The sequence below is a fragment of the Ensifer sp. Root423 genome, assembly GCF_001426275.1.
GTDB lineage: Bacteria > Pseudomonadota > Alphaproteobacteria > Rhizobiales > Rhizobiaceae > Ensifer > Ensifer adhaerens.
In genome coordinates this window covers 134,383-150,510 of sequence record NZ_LMEG01000046.1, presented here as the reverse complement: position 1 = coordinate 150,510, position 16,128 = coordinate 134,383, and the positions used below count along the sequence as shown (strand labels likewise).

The window sequence follows — 16,128 nt, the reverse complement described above, 5'->3', positions numbered from 1 at the left end:
GTGGTAGCTCTGCGAGGTCACATAAAGTTCGCGCAAACGACATATTTCACTTTTGTTGCAACATAATTGCGAACAAGTCAACCGGGAGACGTAGATTGAGCGACGCAGCGGATGGAATCGAAACCACAGATGGAAAGAATCCGCCGCGACTACGCGATGTCGCATACGACGATCTGAAGGAACGCTTGATCCGAGGGGCATTTGCGCCGGGCACCAAATTGACCGTGCGGGGCGTCGCCGACGAACTCGGAGTGAGTTCGACTCCTGCTCGTGAGGCCATCAACCGGCTGACACAGGAAGGCGCGCTTGTGTTTGCAGGCCCGAAGACGGTGATCGTTCCAAGCCTGACGCGAGAAGCACTCGACGAGGTGACCGCGATGCGATTGGCCCTGGAAGGCCTTGCGGCGTTCAAGGGGGCACCCAACGCCACACAAGAGACGATCACCCAGTTGCAGACACTGCAACAGACGATCAACGAGCGCCTCGACAAACGAGACTACGTTGGCGTTCTCGCCTCAAACCGCGAATTCCATTTCGCGCTCTACCAGCTCAGCGAAATGCCCAACCTCGTCGCAACCATTGAGACACTTTGGCTGCGCACAGGGGCGGCTTTCCATGATCTGTACCCGGAGTTCGCAGAAAACAGGTTTGGCGTGCACAACCACCTGGCAGCAATCGAGAGCCTTGTAATTGGCGATGCCGAGGGCGTGCGGGCGGCAATCGAGAGCGACATTCGGGACGGATACCGTCGCCTCCGCCGGGTCGATGCGGACAGAATTCGGCGACAGTCGACGACCTAAGAAAAGTTTTTTGTTGCGTGACTTCCCAGAGCGTCATTTTTGTTGCAACATAATTGCGACGAAAACATGAACCACTGCTCGTTGCAAAGGGAAGTTTGATGATGGACAGCATAGTGGCCGCTCGGGCTCAATCCAGAGCCCGGTCCAACGCCGCATTCAGGGAGGCGCGCCGGTACTTTCCGGATGGCACCTCAAGAGCCACGGTTGAGCGCGATGGTGGCCCGATCTACGTGACGCGGGGGGAGGGGGCCCACCTCGTCGATCTCGACGGCAGCAGATTTCTCGACCTCAACAACAACTTCACTACCCTGATACACGGCCACGCGTTCCCGCCGGTCGTCGAAGCAGTGTCTCGAACGGTAAGGGACGGAACCTGCTTCGCAAACCCAACCGAACATGAAATTGCACTCGCCGCCTTGCTCGTCGAGCGCATTCCGGCGATCGAAAGTATTCGCTTCGTAAACAGCGGCACGGAAGCCGTCATGTTCGCAATCAAAACGGCGCGTGCCGTCACGGGCAAGACAAATGTGATTCGCTTCGAGGGCGCCTATCACGGTGCCAGCGACTGGGCCGAAGTCGGGCAGTCAAACAGCCCGGCAAATTGGGGACCAGTCCAGCGACCGAGCAGCGTTCCAGGTTACCACGGCGCCCCGGCCAGCGTCGCAGACGACGTGACGGTCCTGCCATTCAACGACGTTGACGCCCTTGAACACGCGATCGGTTCCGTCGGCGGCCGAACCGCCTGCATTTTGATCGACGTCATGCCGAGCAGGGCCGGCTTGATCGAACCGGAGCCAGAGTTCATCCAGGCGATCATGGAACTGGCGCGCCGTCATTCCATTTTGATCGTGTCCGACGAAGTTCTCAACCTCAGGCAGGGATACCAAGGCGCATCCGAGCGGCACGGCCTTACCCCGGACCTCATCACCGCGGGCAAAATCATTGGCGGGGGGTTCCCCATCGGTGCGATCGGGGGCGCCAGCGAGGTGATGCGCGTTTTTAGCGCGGAGCATGGCCGGCCGGCGGTTCCGCAAGGCGGCACCTTCTCTGCAAATCCAGTCTCCATGGTCGCCGGCCTAGCAACTATGCAGGCCATGAATGAAGATGCATTCAGCCGTCTCGAGCATTTTGGCGATGAAGTCCGCCTCGGGCTTCGAACAGCCATCGCAAGAAGCGGCGCGCCATTCTGCGTGACCGGCACTGCGTCCTTGTTTCGGATCCACCCACGCTCAGAGCTTCCACGCACCTACCGCGAAGCCTTCATGTCGGCCGAGCAGGAGGAAACGATGCGCCGATTGACCCGCCATTGCATTTCCCACGGCATCTCCCTCCCGATAGGCGCTTCGGCATGCCTCTCCACCGCCATGACGGCGGCTGACATCGAACATGTCATCGAAGTCTTCGATGACTTTATTTCCCAGACCTACTAAACGACGAGAAGCACAATGACGATCAATACGAAAATGGTCACCGTCGCGGAACGCATGGCGCTTGCGCTTCAGCGTCATGGCGTCGAGCACATATTTGCACAAAGCCTTCCATCCGCGCTCATCCTGGCAGCCGAAGCAATTGGCATACGCCAGATCGCCTACCGGCAGGAGAACATGGGCGGTGCAATGGCAGATGGCTACGCGCGCGTTTCCGGCAAGGTTGCGGTGGTCGCCGCTCAAAACGGGCCGGCAGCAACGCTCCTGGTTCCACCCCTCGCCGAAGCCTTGAAAGCCAGCGTCCCGTTCATTGCACTTGTCCAGGACGTCGAACGCAGACAAACCGACAAGAACGCCTTCCAGGAACTGGACCATATCCAGTTGTTCCAACCTTGCGCAAAGTGGGTGCGCCGCGTCACTGAGGCGGACCGCATTGAAGACTACCTCGACCAGGCCTTCGTTGCATCCGCCTCCGGAAGACCAGGACCTGCAGTGCTTTTGCTGCCGGCGGACCTCCTTAGAGAACAAGGACCCGAGCGGCCGGCAACAAGGCGCAGCCACCTCGGACATTATCCGCTCGATCGCGGGCGCCCTTGCGATGACGTCATCGCGCTCGCAGCTAAGCTGATCGCCGAAGCGCAAGCACCGATTGCCATCGCGGGGGGAGGGGTCCACGCAAGCGATGCGTCGCAAGCACTTGCAACTCTCCAGGAAGCTGCTGGATTGCCGGTGCTTACGACGAACATGGGAAAAGGATCAGTCGACGAGCATCATCCACTCTCAGCCGGCGTTCTTGGCTCGCTCGTCGGACCGCGCTCGCTCGGCAGACACACTCTGCCGCTGGTCGAAGGCGCAGACCTGATCCTCTTGGTCGGCTCGCGTACCAATCAGAACGGGACCGACAGTTGGCGCCAGTTTCCTCCCAACGCGAAGATCATCCATATCGACGTCGATCCGCTGGAGATCGGACGCAATTACGAAGCACTCCGCTTGGTTGGCGACGTCAGGGCGACGCTTATGGCACTCACCAACGCATTGAAGGACCGAGACCTATCCAGGCGCAGGGCGGCGCGGACCAGGATAGAAAAGCAGATCGCCCAATGCTGGGCCCGGTTTGAGGTCGATCGGCAAGATGTTGCGTCCTCGAACAAGATGCCTATTCGTCCGGAGCGCGTGCTTCGTGAGCTCCAGGCACGGTTGGATGAGAACGTGATCGTAGCTGCTGACGCCAGCTACTCCTCCATGTGGGTGGTCGGCCAGTTGCGCTGCGCAAGCGCTGGCGCTCGTTTCATAACACCGCGGGGCTTGGCGGGACTGGGATGGGGCGTGCCGTTGGCGATCGGTTCCAAGTGCGCCCAACCGGCCAAGAAGGTCGTCGCAATCGTCGGAGACGGTGGCTTTGCCCACAGCTGGGCCGAACTCGAAACGATCGTCAGAAGTGACCTCCCCATAGTCATCGTCGTGCTGAACAACGGCATTCTTGGCTTCCAGAAGGATGCCGAGATCGCAAAGTTCGGCAGACATACGACGGCGATCGACTTCAGCAACGTTGACCACAGCTTGATCGCGCGCGCTTGCGGTTGCGCATCCGAGCGGGTCGAAAAGCCAGAGGATCTTGCCGGCGCGCTTGGGCGTGCCTTGAGCACCGAGACCGCGACCTTGATTGAGGTGATAGCGGATCCCGGTGCGCATCCGGCTCTTTCACTCTTTGCGCAGATGGACGAATGCGCATGATTGCCGAACACGAAAAGGTGGCCGTCGTGACGGGCGGCACATCCGGCATCGGGCTCGCGACGGCACAGCGCCTGCTGAAGGATGGCTATCGTGTCGCTGTTTTCGGACAGCGACACGATCAGGCAGTGCTCGCCAAGCAGGCGCTTACAGCGCTCGCCAGCGACGAGTGGGTGATCAGCGGGGAGGCCGATCTGACGAACCCGCCGTCGATCAGAGCTTTTTTTGCTGAAGTGGAAAAGAGCTGGAGATCCCCGGATATTCTCGTTTGCTGCGCCGGGATTTCGCCGAAAGGCGAAAATGGCCCAACAGCGCTTCCGGATCTCACCCTCGATGAATGGAACCGCGTGTTCGCGGTGAACTTAACGGGCGCTATGCTCTGCTGCCAGGCGGTCGCAGAAAAGATGATCATTCAGGGCTTCGGCCGGATAGTGCTGGTCGGATCGATCGCGGCACGAACTCGCCCGAGGATCGCAGGATTGGGCTACGTCAGTTCCAAGGCCGGGTTGTCGGGATTGATGAAGGGCCTTGTCGGTTGCCTCAGTCCGAAGGGAGTAACGGTCAACCTCGTGGCACCAGGAAGGATCATCACCAACATGACGGGCCCCGCAGAGCTGCCGGTCAATGTGGAGGCGCGTCAGCGCATTCCACTCGGACGGCTCGGAACTCCGGACGACGTTGCTAGCGTAATCGCGTTCTTGGTCTCATCGGAGGCAGGCTTCGTCAACGGCGCTACGATTGACGTCAACGGCGGAGAATTCGTTCCCAATTAGGAGCTGTCAGGGTGGTACATGGCGCGCGTGCTTGTGATTACGGATGATCCGGATTTCTTCAGCCTGCTCGGGTATGTCCTCCAGGCTGAGGGCTTTCTGGTTTCTCGAGCAATTGGGCCGGGCGACATAGCGATCGATGAACACGTCGATCCCGCGGTCATCATCCTCGATACCAGCGAAAACACGCTAGTAATATGCCGATCGATAGTGTCGAGCAACAAACAGCCGGCTGCCACCATCGCTCTCATTCGATCCACCTCTTGCGAACTTGTCGCCCGATTGCTGCCAGCGGGAGTGACGATATGCGTGATCAGACCGTTCGGTCTCCCGCGCCTCCTCGATATTCTGCGACGGGCCGCCGGTTCCCTCGGCGAGCGACAACACCCACCATCTCGCCTCCGGCTTGATCGTCTCGAGCGAACGGTCACTTGGAAAGATCGGACGATCCGGCTCTCGCCAATTGAATTCGGTCTGTTTGCGGACCTGCATCGGCACTACGGTCGGGTAAGGCTGCGCACAGACCTGCTTGCCGCCGGCTGGTCTCAGCCCGGACTAACGGTCCGCTGCGTCGACGTCCATGTTTGCCGGCTGCGGCGGACGTTGGCGCCGTTCGGCGAGACCTTCATCGAAACGATCAGAAGCTCCGGGTACAAGTTGGTTGCGCCGCCAGACAATTAGACCATTACACGGTACGCGCGCCCAGCTGATGAAAGACTGCGGCCCAAAGGCGGCAATCCTCTTCGCGACCATCGAATTTGGCCTCCAAAGCGCTCCAGGCAGCGACCAGACGTGCATCTTCGCCAAAAACCTTGGTGACGGCGTTTCTGAGATGCCTTTCATTCTCATTCGCTCGCAAAGCGGCTTGCGAAGTAATCATAGAAGCGGTCGTTTGCGTCGACATAACAGGCTCCACTGAGCCGGCGTGGATTGACTTGCGTTGCGCCGGCCTATTGGACCTGATCACAGGTAGTGCGAAATTCGCACTGAGCCCTTGGCGTATGCAAGACAGTCGAAATACAAATTACTGCCTTATGTTACCTCATTTTTCATTTAAGTGTTAAAGAATATTGAATTTTATTCTGATAGAAGACTTGCATACTCGCCTATTCGTTACCGTATTGCAATCGAAAAACGAGAATAATCCTTCCTATCGCAATCTTTTTGTGACATCAAAATGACGATGCCGAAAGGATGACTGGATGGTGCCTCGAATACTCATCAATTCAACCGATGCGGAACTTTACCTTTGGCTGGAATACATCCTTGCCACAGAGGGGTTTCAGGTGGAACTGAGTGACGGGATCGATCGCCAGATCGATAGCGAGGTCCTGGCTGTCGTAATTGACTGCCGCCTCACGGGCGACCCATCTGAACAGTGCTGCGCCTCTATGGACCAACTTGCAGCTCTGTCCGTTCCTCTTATCGCCCTTGTCGAGGGCGATGATCGCAAACTCCATCTCGATCTGATCAAGGCGGGCGCCGAACGGTTCCATCGACCAATCTCGCCGCGGCGGCTGGTAGACCACTTGCTGCGCCTTTCGCCGACACAGACAATGAACCCGGAGCAAAGGTCTCCAGGGCCGAAATCGCTACGATTCGCTGAAATCCAGATCGATCTCGCGTCGCATCGTGTCATCTGCGCTGACGAGGAGATCTATCTTCCGCCTCTCGAGTTCAAACTTCTGGTTCTTCTGTTGAGCAAGCAGGGACAGGTCTGTTCACGTGACGAACTGATCGAGGCAGCATGGCCAGCGACTGTGTTCGTCGAACCACGAACCGTAGACGTCCACGTCGGGCGATTGCGGCGCACATTGCGCAGGTCTTTACGACGCGACCCAATCAGGACAGTGCGATCGATAGGATACGCGCTCAATCAGAACTGATTGCACTCACAAACCTTCACAAAACCATTGTGAATTCTTCACCCAGGCTTCGTTGCACCCTTTTTGCGAGCATTGCACGCTTGGCAATCGCAACCGGAGATGATGCCAGATGAATTCGGCACTGGACCAACTGATTGACGCAAGCAATGTTGCAATGAATGAAGAAGACATTCGCGAGGCACTTTGCGCGTTCACGAAGCGATGCGCATTCGACTGGTTTGCCTATGTCGATATGACCTTCCCTTTCGGTGCAGCGTTCACGAACTTCCCCGAGGCGTGGCAGGACGAGTATTCCGCCTGCGGCTACTTGCAGATCGACCCCGTCCTGGCCCAGGCCCAGCGCTTGATGCGCCCGTTCGCCTGGCTAAACGCACCCACGCCGGGTGCCGATCGCAACGTCAGACAATTCTGGGATGGCGCCCGCCGCCACGGTATCGGGGGAGGGGTATCCATCCCTATCCGTTGCCCCTTCGGCAACTTCGCGGCACTGACTTTCGCCGCAAGAGACTGGCCACATATCAAGTCACCGCTCGACGAATTCAAGGCGATCGCCGCGGTCGCCTTCGTCCATGCACGCATCGTTGCGTGCCGGCCCACCACGCTCAAGGCGCCCGATGTCAATCTTTCGGCGCGCGAAGTCGAATGCCTCGCCTGGGCATCGCTCGGAAAATCGATGGCAATGACAGCGGAACTGGTGGGCATGCGGCCAGGCACCGTGAAGTTCCACCTCGATCGGGCGCGAATGAAGCTTGGAGCGTACAACCTCACCAACGCCGTTTATCAGGCAACCCGTCAACGATTGATTTAGTGCCATGTGAACGTTCGCAGTCGGCGACGCCGATCCTCCTCGAACGATACCGCCAACCTCGGAGCCAAGGGCGGTCCATGATGGGATGCGAGACCATAGCGAACTTGTGGCTCTTTTCGAACAGCTCGAACTCGCCGCTCGATAACAGGACTGTCCCTATGACCTTGCAAGCGAGGTCTCTCCGTTGGCGGCGGCGGTATGGTCTCAGCTCGCCGCCGACGCGGGCAATCTAGCGCTCGTGCAGCGTGGCGAGGAGGTTGCTCCGAGAGGCGATGCGTCGCGCCCAGATAGCCCCATGTAGCAGGAGGACGGATCGAAGCTGTGGAGGAAGGTCCTCGTCACAGGGCTAGCGCCCGCTGCAGATCGTCGTGCTCAAACGCGCTGGCCATGCGGTTGATCTCGGCCGACCGCGCACCGACCACCTTTGCGGTCTCCCGCCAAGTCGCGGTGGCGGTCGCCACTTCTTTGATGATAGTGCGAGCTTGGGCGAGCGTGAGGGCGAAGAACCCGGCGGCTTCTTCCAGCAGATCGAGCGAGCAGGTACCCTCATCGAGATCGATATTGGTCGTCAGCACCCGTGCCTTGACGTCGGTCGGCACCGGATTAAGGTCATAGGCAGGGGACAACGACCACCCGACCTTACCGAGCCAGAGAAAGCCGTGATTTCGCAGGTGATCATCGACGTTGGAAATCAGCACATTGAAGGCCACGCGGCGATAAAGGGCGTGGGCATCGGTTCTTCCTTGCGCTCCGTGTTCAGCCAACGCGTCCACGATCTCTGGGTAGCTACCGCGCTCACCGTCCCTGGCGCCCATCATCGCCATTGCCGACAGGAAGGGAATTCGGACGGTACCATCGCGGTCGAAGCGACGGGACAACATGACCTTCTTACCGGCCACGTCCATGAGTTCGTGGAGGGGCGTCGCAATGCCGGCCTGATCAGCCAGTCGCAGAGCAATCTCCTCCCATGTCTCCATGCTATATTCGTCGGTCTCCTTGGGAAACTTGGCAATCGAGAGGTGGCCATGTTGATCGATGACGGAGGCCTTCGGCCGGGCCCCACCAAGCGACGAGCCAGGTGCAAAGATAAGTTGGAGGTCTTCGTCGGTCTCCTCATCGCGTAGGATCCGCTCGGTGATCTGCAGCAGGCGACCGAGCTCGATAAAGGCGGGGACACCGGCGCGGATCGGAGCCTGGAACGGCTCTTCGCCGGCCCAGCGAAAGCGTAGTGCACCCAACCGGGTCTCGTCGGCGACGCCGAGCAGATAGTCACTTTCAGCTAGCGTGCGCACAGCACGGCCGTCCCGCTCCGCAATGCGTCGTTCGGAGCGTTGCATGAGGCGGCGGCCCCAGGTGTCAGGTGCCGAATCGCCGATGGAGCCGAAGGTCGTGAGGCCGGCGGGCGGCGCGAAAGCTCCTCGAGTGAGGGCCAGAGCCGGCTCCAGCGAGAAGCGGTCGGGGTCCTCCAGCCAGGCGCGGTCATACTCGAACATGATAGTCTCAGCGCCACGGACGCGGTTGCTCCGCGCCAGCCCGATCGGGCGCGTGCGGCCGTGAAGGTCGATGTGAACTTCGAAATCAGCCATCTCGCGATGATCCCGGCAATCGCCTCGGGTGAGCGTGCTTAGGTAGTTGGGCGCTGGCCAGCGACTGACCGACACTGTCGTTACTGATGTCGGCGATCTGGCTCAGCCCATCCAAGAGGCCAAGCGCGTGCAGGACGCCGGCATAAATGCCGATACTGACGTTGGTGTCGCCTGCCTCGATCTTCTGAAGTGTCGAGCGCGACGTGAAGGCACGTTCGGCCACCACAGCCATCGGCAGCCGCCGGCGCCGACGTGCGTCATGTATGTCTGCGCCCAGTTTGCGCAGCGCGCGCCGCACCGCGGCCGGAGGATTATGAGGTGTCGGCATTTGCTACCTTCGCACTACAATTTGGCCGAATATGTAGCACGAAGCTTACAATTTTTCCAGAGGCGATAGTCAGACAAGAAGTCCAACGGGTTCAACTCGGGAAATGGTACGATGAGAAGTCTGACGCGCCGGTCCGCCACTCTATATAGGCTCTCAGCGCTCCTGCGCTCGACTTAAGGCCGACAATGGTGATGTCACCAAACATGATCGTGCCAAGAGCCATCGACTTCGCCCCACGGGCTCATCGGATACTCACGCTCGGCTCTGGATAGACGCGCCGGATCGTTTTTGCTTCTTCGACTCCTTGAGACATGAGGCGAATACAGCAACGCGTATGGTTCTATCCGATCTTCTGCCGGACCGAATTTGCAACGGATACGTTTTGCCTGACGGTCTTGCCGGGAAACGGCTCACCCAACATATCTCCCCACCTAGCCTTCGAGTTTCGTAGCCAGAGCTTCGAGCGCATTGAGATGGTCTTCGCAGACTTTCTTGACCAACGCGTGGAGGACTTGCGTGCGCTCGACAAGGAAAGCGAGCGCCTCGTCGGTTATCTGGTAGTGCTTCGAGTACCGCGCCTTCACATAGGCTTCGTTTATCGTGTTGAACCAGGCAACATAGCGCTGGCGGTCCTGGGGCCAGGCATCCGCCAGACTACGGTCAAGTTCTTCCGCAAAGCCGCGCAGGGAACGCAGATTGTGCGTCGGCGGACCATAGTTCTTCAGGACAAGCAGCACGGTCGAATAGGCGTGTTCTATAGATTGATGGAGCTGAAACGCTGCAAGTGCGGCATCACCCTCAGATATGCAAAACCGTGCAACCTTGAGGAATCCAAGGGCGTGCGGCAACCGGCCCTGATAATGCTCGCGCGCGACATCAAGTTGCTGCTGCGGGCTTAGCGGTCGCGGCTCAGCGAGCGGCTCACTGTCAAGTTCATAGAGCACAATCCCTTGTTGACGGATATCGCAGAAGAAGTCGTTTCCCTTTTTGAGCTCTTCATTCACCTCCCGCCGCGAATGCACGATAAACGGCACTTGGTCGCCTTTCAGCATTTTGTCGGTCAGCAAGCGATCAGCGGCGCTGTTCCAGTAGGTGACAAAATCCGTCAGCTTGCGATTGTTGACGATGACCAACAGGTCGTAGTCGGAACGATATCCTTTGCCAGTGTGCGCCTCGTCCACCCAATCGCCGCGGGCATAGGAGCCGAACAGGATGACCTTGAGTATGCGCCCCTTCTTCTTGAACTCCGCAGCGCCTTCGGCCAGCGCATCGTCGAACTCCTCGCGCAGGATCTCCAATGCCCGAGCGAGCTGGCGCCGCTTGGCTTCGGGAAGGTGATCCAGGTTGGATTTCATCATGGTCGGAGGGGGCTCTAGCTTCGCGGTTCAATAGGCAGTCGATCGAAACAATATTAAACACTCTCCGACTCGCCGCAACCCAAGCGTTAGATGCTGCTGCTGCCGAGGCTTTGCCCGAAGGGCCAATCCTCCCGGCGAGGGGCGACTAACACTTCTGCGAGTAGATTGATCCGCGCGACGCTGCAAATCTCCCCGACGAAACGAACAGGAGATTTACTTGATGCCTGTCATCCCGATGACTCGTTGCGAAACCAGTCCGATTGCGTGCCGTGACACCCCCAGACCGAGAGCAACTACCGGGACGTGCAGCTTCGACACCGAACTTCCCGATGTTCCCTTTTCATTCGCTTCCGGTCGTCCGATCGTCTTGTTTCCTCTTCAGCAGAAAGCTGCATCGTGATGACACCCCTCAATCGCTCACTTCCTCGCCTCATCAGCAAACTTCAGAACGCTCTCGGCGATCATCTTTGCGTCGCTCTCGATGATCCAAGCGTAGTCGAAATCATGCTGAATCCCGACGGAAAACTGTTCATCGAACGCCTGGGGCACGGCATCACAACGGCCGGCGAGCTGTCTCGATCTGCGGCCGAAACCGTAATCGGCACCGTCGCTCATGTACTGAACTGCGAGGTGGACGACGAACGCCCGATCGTTACGGGCGAGCTTCCAATTGGCGGCCACCGCTTCGAGGGTCTTCTTCCGCCGGTTGTGTCGGGACCATCCTTCACGATCCGGCGCCGTGCCGCACGCCTCATCCCCCTGGACGAGTTTGTCGCCAGCAAAGTCATGACGACCACACAGGGCGAAGTCATTCGGAGTGCGGTGGCCGCCAAGCTGAATATCGTCATCTCCGGCGGCACGGGATCAGGCAAGACGACGCTTGCCAACGCGATCGTTGCCGAAATCGTCGCCCAGGCACCAGAGGATCGCCTGATCATTCTTGAAGATACGGCCGAAATCCAATGCGCAGCGGAAAATGCCGTTTGCCTCCACACGAGCGATGCCGTTGACATGTCCCGTCTCCTCAAAAGCACGATGCGACTTCGTCCCGACCGCATCATTGTCGGTGAAGTCCGCGACGGAGCAGCTCTGACGCTGCTGAAGGCCTGGAACACTGGCCATCCGGGTGGCGTTGCGACGATACACTCGAACACGGCGCGCTCTGCGCTTCAGCGTTTCGAGCAGCTTACGGCCGAGGTCAGCCAGCAACCGATGCAGGCGGTGATCGGGGACGCTGTCGATCTGATCATCTCGATCGAGCGGACACCGAAGGGGCGTCGCGTCCCGGAAATCCTTCACGTCGAGCGATTTGCCGGCGGCCAGTACCAGATCGAGCCCTACGCCGAGGAAGCACGCAATGCAGCCTAACCGCAGATTTCTTCCATTCAGCATTGTTGCACTATCTGCAATCGCTATTGCTGGCCCCGCGGTCGCCGGCTCGGGCGGAGGACTTCCATGGGAAGGGCCGCTTGAGCAGATTCAGGAGTCAATCACTGGTCCAGTCGCCGGCTATATCGCGCTCGCGGCAGTCGCCATCGCCGGCGGCATGCTGATCTTTGGTGGCGAGCTAAACGACTTCGCACGACGGCTGGTGTATGTGGTCCTGGTCGCCGGGGTCCTGCTCGGTGCCACACAGATCGTCGCCCTTTTCGGCGCCACCGGAGCCACCATCGCACTGTCGGAGTCGCAGGCAGAATCGGTGCGTTCGGATGGAAGTTGGGAGGCGGCGCGTGGCTGAAACCGGTCTTCAACGCAACCGTATACATCGGGCCCTCTCCCGACCAAACCTTCTGCTTGGTGCAGATCGCGAACTGGTGCTGATTACAGGCCTTGCCGCCGTCATCCTTATCTTCGTGGTGTTAACGATCTATTCGGCGCTCTTCGGGATCGCTGTATGGATCATGGTCGTTGGCGCGCTACGCATCATGGCCAAGTCGGATCCGCTGATGCGGAAGGTCTACCTCCGCCACATTTCCTATAGACCCTCTTACAGACCAACCGCCTCGCCGTGGCGTAAGTATTGAGGAGGCGAGCATGGTCGCGCTCAAGCAATTCAGGGCCAAAGGCCCTTCGTTTTCTGACCTCGTGCCCTATGCCGGTATGGTGGATAACGGCGTCCTTCTCTTGAAAGACGGAAGCCTCATGTCCGCCTGGTACTTTGCCGGGCCAGACCTGGAAAGCGCGACAGATCAGGAGAGGAACGAGCTCTCTCGCCAGATCAACGCCGTCCTGTCGCGGCTGGGCAGCGGTTGGATGATCCAGGTCGAAGCAATCCGGATTCCAACCGTCGACTACCCGTCGCAAGAACGTTGCCATTTTCCGGACCCAGTTACGCGGGCAATCGATGCGGAACGCCGCATGCATTTCGCGCGCGACAACGGGCATTTCGAGAGCAAGCACGCCCTGGTGCTGACGTATCGGCCGCCCGAGTCCAGGAAAGCGGTGCTGAGCAAATATATCTACTCCGACGAAGAGAGCCGCAAGAAGTCCTACGCCGACACGGTTCTCATCGCGTTCAAGAACGCTGTCCGCGAGGTCGAGCAATACTTCGCAAACACCCTATCCATGCACAGAATGCGAACCCGCGCCGTCGCCGATCGAGGCGGCGCACGAACAGCCCACTATGACGAACTCCTTCAGTTCGCCCGGTTTTGCATTACCGGCGAAAACCATCCAATCCGCCTCCCAGACGTCCCGATGTATTTGGACTGGATCGCGACGGCCGAGCTTCAGCACGGGCTGACACCGATGGTCGAAAGCCGCTTCCTCGGCGTCGTCGCGATTGATGGCTTTCCTGCTGAGAGCTGGCCGGGAATCCTGAACAGTCTTGACCTGATGCCGCTGGCCTATCGTTGGTCGTCGCGTTTCGTGTTCCTCGATGCGGAGGAAGCTCGACAGAAACTCGAGCGGACGAGGAAGAAATGGCAGCAGAAGGTGCGGCCGTTCTTCGATCAGCTCTTCCAGACGCAGAGCCGATCAGTCGATCAGGATGCTCTCACCATGGTGGCGGAGACTGAGGACGCCATCGCCCAGGCATCGTCGCAACTGGTCGCCTACGGTTACTACACGACTGTCGTCGTGTTGTTCGATGGCAACAAAGAAGCCTTACAAGAAAAGGCGGAGGCGGTCCGCCGGCTGATTCAGGCCGAGGGTTTCGGCGCCAGGATCGAAACACTAAACGCGACGGACGCCTACCTCGGAAGCCTGCCGGGCAACTGGTACTGTAACATCCGTGAGCCTCTGATCAACACGAACAATCTCGCTGACCTCATCCCGTTGAACTCGGTCTGGTCGGGTGATCCGGTAGCCCCGAGCCCGTTTTATCCGCAGAACTCGCCGCCTCTCATGCAGGTCGCCAGCGGTTCGACACCCTTTCGGTTGAACCTGCATGTCGATGACGTCGGTCATACTTTGATTTTCGGCCCCACTGGCTCCGGCAAGTCGACCTTGCTGGCGCTGATCGCTGCGCAATTCCGACGCTATGAACATGCCCAGATCTTTGCCTTCGACAAAGGAAACTCACTTCTGCCGCTGACACTTGCCGCAGGCGGCGACCATTATGAGATCGGCAGCGACGAGAAGGGGAGGGCACTGGCGTTCTGCCCGCTTTCGGAGCTCTCCACCGACGAAGATCGCGCTTGGGCGACCGAGTGGATCGAGATGCTTGTGGCGCTTCAAGGCGTCACGATCACCCCGGACCTTCGCAACGCGATCGCCAGGCAAATCAGGCTCATGGCCAGTGCGCCCGGACGTTCGCTGTCTGACTTTGTCTCAGGCGTTCAGCTTCGTGAGATCAAGGATGCTCTGCATCATTACACGGTTGACGGTCCGATGGGCCACCTGCTCGACGCGGAGCATGACGGGCTCAGTTTAAGATCGCTCCAATGCTTCGAGATCGAACAGCTCATGAACATGGGAGAGCGCAACCTCGTTCCAGTGCTCACCTACCTGTTTCGAAGGATCGAAAAGCGTCTCGACGGATCCCCAAGCTTGATACTGCTCGACGAAGCTTGGCTGATGCTTGGCCACCCGGTTTTCCGCGACAAGATCCGTGAGTGGCTCAAGGTTTTGCGGAAGGCAAACTGCGCCGTTGTGCTCGCGACCCAGTCGATCTCGGATGCTGAGCGCTCTGGCATCATCGACGTGTTGAAAGAATCCTGCCTAACCAAGATCTGCCTTCCAAACGGTGCTGCGCGGGAACCCGGCACTCGAGCGTTCTACGAGCGGATTGGCTTCAACGAGCGGCAGATCGAGATTGTTTCGATGGCCACTCCAAAGCGCGAATACTACGTGGTTACGCCCGAGGGCCGCCGGCTTTTCGATATGGCGCTGGGTCCTTTTGCGCTCAGCTTCGTTGGCGCGTCCGGCAAGGAGGACCTCAAACGCATTCGCGCGCTCAGATCGGAACATGGCCGGGACTGGCCGACCCAATGGCTGAAAACGAGAGGAGTTCAGGATGCTGCGTCACTGCTCAATATCGAATAGGGTGGTTCCGGTATTAGCCGCCATTGCCATGGCATCCTTGTCCCCGCTGCCGGCACGCTCCGGCTCGGCAACGGGCGTTGCCACCGAATGGACGCAGCTTGCCAACAACGCTCAGCTCGTCGATCTCCTCAAGAGCAGTGGCCTGCAGGTCGACAACCAACTGACCCAGATCAGCCAGCTGGCGGAGCAAATCCAGAACCAGCTGAAGATTTACGACAACATGCTCCAGAACACGGCGCGATTACCTGATCATATCTGGGGCGAGGTCGAGCGCGACCTGAGCCAGTTGCGCGGCATCGTGGAGAATGGGCAAAGCATCGCCTTCTCGATGGGTAACGCGGACGACGTTCTTCAGCAGCGCTTCAAGAGCTACGCAGACTTGAAGAAGAACCTGCCTAGCGGTGAGAGTTTCTCGTCGACCTACCGGGCCTGGTCAGAGACAAACCGCGACACAATCGCCGGCACTCTGAGGGCAGCAAGCCTCACCGCCGACCAGTTCGATACGGAGGAGGGCACCATGGACGAGATCCGGTCGATGTCACAGTCCGCGGACGGACAGATGAAGGCGCTGCAAGTCGGTCATCAGATCGCTGCACAACAGGTAAGCCAGATGCAGAAACTGCGCGGTCTCGTCTCGCAGCAGATGACGATGATGGGCACGTGGCTTCAGTCGGAACAGACCGACAAGGATCTGGCACAGGCGCGGCGCGAAGAATTCTTCGGAGTGACCGCTCCGTCCACGACAGGTGGTGAAAAGATGAAGGTGGAATGGTGAGAACGAAGATCATCCTGGTCTCATTGGCCCTCACCCTCGCCATCATCAGCACAGGCGTCTGGATTCTCATGTCGGAGAAACAAGCGGCTCAAGAAAGACGTGCAAAGTTCATCGGCAGCTCAAGGGAATATCCGACCTCGGGCGGTGAGAAGATGAAAATTGAGTGGTGATCCC

The 16,128-nt window shown here is 59.0% G+C and carries 18 protein-coding genes; 13 read left to right on the top strand and 5 right to left on the bottom strand.

Annotated features, from left to right (window positions below; genetic code table 11):
• The first annotated feature begins 95 nt into the window (after positions 1-95).
• The 5 genes from ASD01_RS32820 to ASD01_RS32800 all read left to right on the top strand — a co-directional run bounded on the left by ASD01_RS32820 (position 96) and on the right by ASD01_RS32800 (position 5,409).
• Positions 96-800 (top strand): GntR family transcriptional regulator, encoded by a 705-nt coding sequence (locus tag ASD01_RS32820; RefSeq protein ID WP_060520095.1) that lies wholly within the window; start codon positions 96-98, stop codon positions 798-800.
• Between the two features lie 98 nt (positions 801-898).
• Positions 899-2,230: an aspartate aminotransferase family protein gene (locus ASD01_RS32815; protein WP_060644951.1), complete on the top strand. Its 1,332-nt coding sequence runs from the start codon at positions 899-901 to the stop codon at positions 2,228-2,230.
• A gap of 15 nt (positions 2,231-2,245) precedes the next feature.
• Positions 2,246-3,961 carry an acetolactate synthase catalytic subunit gene (locus ASD01_RS32810; RefSeq protein WP_060644950.1) on the top strand — a complete coding sequence of 572 codons (1,716 nt, stop codon included), beginning with the start codon at positions 2,246-2,248 and terminating at the stop codon, positions 3,959-3,961.
• Positions 3,952-4,731 (top strand): SDR family NAD(P)-dependent oxidoreductase, encoded by a 780-nt coding sequence (locus ASD01_RS32805; RefSeq protein WP_060644949.1) that lies wholly within the window; start codon positions 3,952-3,954, stop codon positions 4,729-4,731. The genes ASD01_RS32810 and ASD01_RS32805 overlap by 10 nt, the downstream gene beginning before the upstream one ends.
• 18 nt (positions 4,732-4,749) lie before the next feature.
• On the top strand, positions 4,750-5,409 hold the full coding sequence (locus ASD01_RS32800; RefSeq protein WP_060644948.1) for a response regulator transcription factor: 660 nt from the start codon (positions 4,750-4,752) through the stop codon (positions 5,407-5,409).
• A gap of 4 nt (positions 5,410-5,413) precedes the next feature.
• On the opposite strand, the gene ASD01_RS32795 is transcribed toward ASD01_RS32800, so the two are convergent.
• Positions 5,414-5,632, bottom strand: coding sequence for a hypothetical protein (locus ASD01_RS32795; protein WP_156623723.1), 219 nt, complete (start codon positions 5,630-5,632; stop codon positions 5,414-5,416).
• A 322-nt stretch (positions 5,633-5,954) separates the two neighbouring features.
• Positions 5,955-6,224: a hypothetical protein gene (locus tag ASD01_RS37095; RefSeq protein ID WP_060644946.1), complete on the bottom strand. Its 270-nt coding sequence runs from the start codon at positions 6,222-6,224 to the stop codon at positions 5,955-5,957.
• Between ASD01_RS37095 and ASD01_RS37700 the strand changes: the two genes are divergently transcribed.
• Both ASD01_RS37700 and ASD01_RS32785 read left to right on the top strand, forming a co-directional pair.
• Positions 6,120-6,614 carry a winged helix-turn-helix transcriptional regulator gene (locus ASD01_RS37700; protein ID WP_458574515.1) on the top strand — a complete coding sequence of 165 codons (495 nt, stop codon included), beginning with the start codon at positions 6,120-6,122 and terminating at the stop codon, positions 6,612-6,614. The two genes, ASD01_RS37095 and ASD01_RS37700, sit on opposite strands and share 105 nt — an antisense overlap.
• 109 nt (positions 6,615-6,723) lie before the next feature.
• Entirely contained in the window at positions 6,724-7,422 is a 699-nt protein-coding gene (locus ASD01_RS32785; RefSeq protein WP_049810934.1) for a helix-turn-helix transcriptional regulator, read from the top strand.
• A 338-nt stretch (positions 7,423-7,760) separates the two neighbouring features.
• On the opposite strand, the gene ASD01_RS32780 is transcribed toward ASD01_RS32785, so the two are convergent.
• The 3 genes from ASD01_RS32780 to ASD01_RS32770 all read right to left on the bottom strand — a co-directional run bounded on the left by ASD01_RS32780 (position 7,761) and on the right by ASD01_RS32770 (position 10,694).
• On the bottom strand, positions 7,761-9,008 hold the full coding sequence (locus ASD01_RS32780) for a type II toxin-antitoxin system HipA family toxin (protein ID WP_060644945.1): 1,248 nt from the start codon (positions 9,006-9,008) through the stop codon (positions 7,761-7,763).
• Positions 9,001-9,336, bottom strand: coding sequence for a helix-turn-helix domain-containing protein (locus ASD01_RS32775; protein WP_029742477.1), 336 nt, complete (start codon positions 9,334-9,336; stop codon positions 9,001-9,003). Before ASD01_RS32775 ends, ASD01_RS32780 begins: the two co-directional genes overlap by 8 nt.
• Before the next feature lie 431 nt (positions 9,337-9,767).
• Entirely contained in the window at positions 9,768-10,694 is a 927-nt protein-coding gene (locus ASD01_RS32770; protein WP_244495328.1) for a nucleotidyltransferase and HEPN domain-containing protein, read from the bottom strand.
• A gap of 399 nt (positions 10,695-11,093) precedes the next feature.
• Between ASD01_RS32770 and trbB the strand changes: the two genes are divergently transcribed.
• From trbB to trbK, 6 genes are read left to right on the top strand one after another with little or no spacing between them, the layout of a single operon-like run.
• Positions 11,094-12,062: a P-type conjugative transfer ATPase TrbB gene (trbB, locus tag ASD01_RS32765; RefSeq protein WP_060644944.1), complete on the top strand. Its 969-nt coding sequence runs from the start codon at positions 11,094-11,096 to the stop codon at positions 12,060-12,062.
• On the top strand, positions 12,052-12,432 hold the full coding sequence (locus tag ASD01_RS32760; protein WP_060644943.1) for a TrbC/VirB2 family protein: 381 nt from the start codon (positions 12,052-12,054) through the stop codon (positions 12,430-12,432). Before trbB ends, ASD01_RS32760 begins: the two co-directional genes overlap by 11 nt.
• Positions 12,404-12,718 carry a conjugal transfer protein TrbD gene (locus ASD01_RS32755; protein ID WP_060644942.1) on the top strand — a complete coding sequence of 105 codons (315 nt, stop codon included), beginning with the start codon at positions 12,404-12,406 and terminating at the stop codon, positions 12,716-12,718. Before ASD01_RS32760 ends, ASD01_RS32755 begins: the two co-directional genes overlap by 29 nt.
• Positions 12,719-12,728: 10 nt before the next feature.
• Entirely contained in the window at positions 12,729-15,179 is a 2,451-nt protein-coding gene (locus ASD01_RS32750) for a conjugal transfer protein TrbE (protein WP_060644941.1), read from the top strand.
• Entirely contained in the window at positions 15,151-15,954 is an 804-nt protein-coding gene (gene trbJ, locus ASD01_RS32745; protein ID WP_060644940.1) for a P-type conjugative transfer protein TrbJ, read from the top strand. The genes ASD01_RS32750 and trbJ overlap by 29 nt, the downstream gene beginning before the upstream one ends.
• A complete protein-coding gene (gene trbK, locus ASD01_RS32740) occupies positions 15,948-16,124 on the top strand; it encodes an entry exclusion protein TrbK (protein WP_060644939.1) in 177 nt (58 codons plus the stop codon). The genes trbJ and trbK overlap by 7 nt, the downstream gene beginning before the upstream one ends.
• The last annotated feature ends 4 nt before the right edge of the window (positions 16,125-16,128 follow it).

Coding starts and splice junctions, on each gene's coding strand:
- ASD01_RS32750 (WP_060644941.1), top strand. CDS start 12,729: ATGGTCGCGCTCAAGCAATTCAGGGCCAAAGGCCCTTCGTTTTCTGAC.
- ASD01_RS32815 (WP_060644951.1), top strand. CDS start 899: ATGATGGACAGCATAGTGGCCGCTCGGGCTCAATCCAGAGCCCGGTCC.
- ASD01_RS32775 (WP_029742477.1), bottom strand. CDS start 9,336: ATGCCGACACCTCATAATCCTCCGGCCGCGGTGCGGCGCGCGCTGCGC.
- ASD01_RS32785 (WP_049810934.1), top strand. CDS start 6,724: ATGAATTCGGCACTGGACCAACTGATTGACGCAAGCAATGTTGCAATG.
- trbB (WP_060644944.1), top strand. CDS start 11,094: ATGACACCCCTCAATCGCTCACTTCCTCGCCTCATCAGCAAACTTCAG.
- ASD01_RS37700 (WP_458574515.1), top strand. CDS start 6,120: ATGGACCAACTTGCAGCTCTGTCCGTTCCTCTTATCGCCCTTGTCGAG.
- ASD01_RS32810 (WP_060644950.1), top strand. CDS start 2,246: ATGACGATCAATACGAAAATGGTCACCGTCGCGGAACGCATGGCGCTT.
- ASD01_RS32805 (WP_060644949.1), top strand. CDS start 3,952: ATGCGCATGATTGCCGAACACGAAAAGGTGGCCGTCGTGACGGGCGGC.
- ASD01_RS32755 (WP_060644942.1), top strand. CDS start 12,404: ATGGAAGTTGGGAGGCGGCGCGTGGCTGAAACCGGTCTTCAACGCAAC.
- ASD01_RS32770 (WP_244495328.1), bottom strand. CDS start 10,694: ATGATGAAATCCAACCTGGATCACCTTCCCGAAGCCAAGCGGCGCCAG.
- ASD01_RS37095 (WP_060644946.1), bottom strand. CDS start 6,224: ATGGAACCGTTCGGCGCCCGCCTTGATCAGATCGAGATGGAGTTTGCG.
- trbJ (WP_060644940.1), top strand. CDS start 15,151: ATGCTGCGTCACTGCTCAATATCGAATAGGGTGGTTCCGGTATTAGCC.
- trbK (WP_060644939.1), top strand. CDS start 15,948: ATGGTGAGAACGAAGATCATCCTGGTCTCATTGGCCCTCACCCTCGCC.
- ASD01_RS32800 (WP_060644948.1), top strand. CDS start 4,750: ATGGCGCGCGTGCTTGTGATTACGGATGATCCGGATTTCTTCAGCCTG.
- ASD01_RS32760 (WP_060644943.1), top strand. CDS start 12,052: ATGCAGCCTAACCGCAGATTTCTTCCATTCAGCATTGTTGCACTATCT.
- ASD01_RS32780 (WP_060644945.1), bottom strand. CDS start 9,008: ATGGCTGATTTCGAAGTTCACATCGACCTTCACGGCCGCACGCGCCCG.
- ASD01_RS32795 (WP_156623723.1), bottom strand. CDS start 5,632: ATGTCGACGCAAACGACCGCTTCTATGATTACTTCGCAAGCCGCTTTG.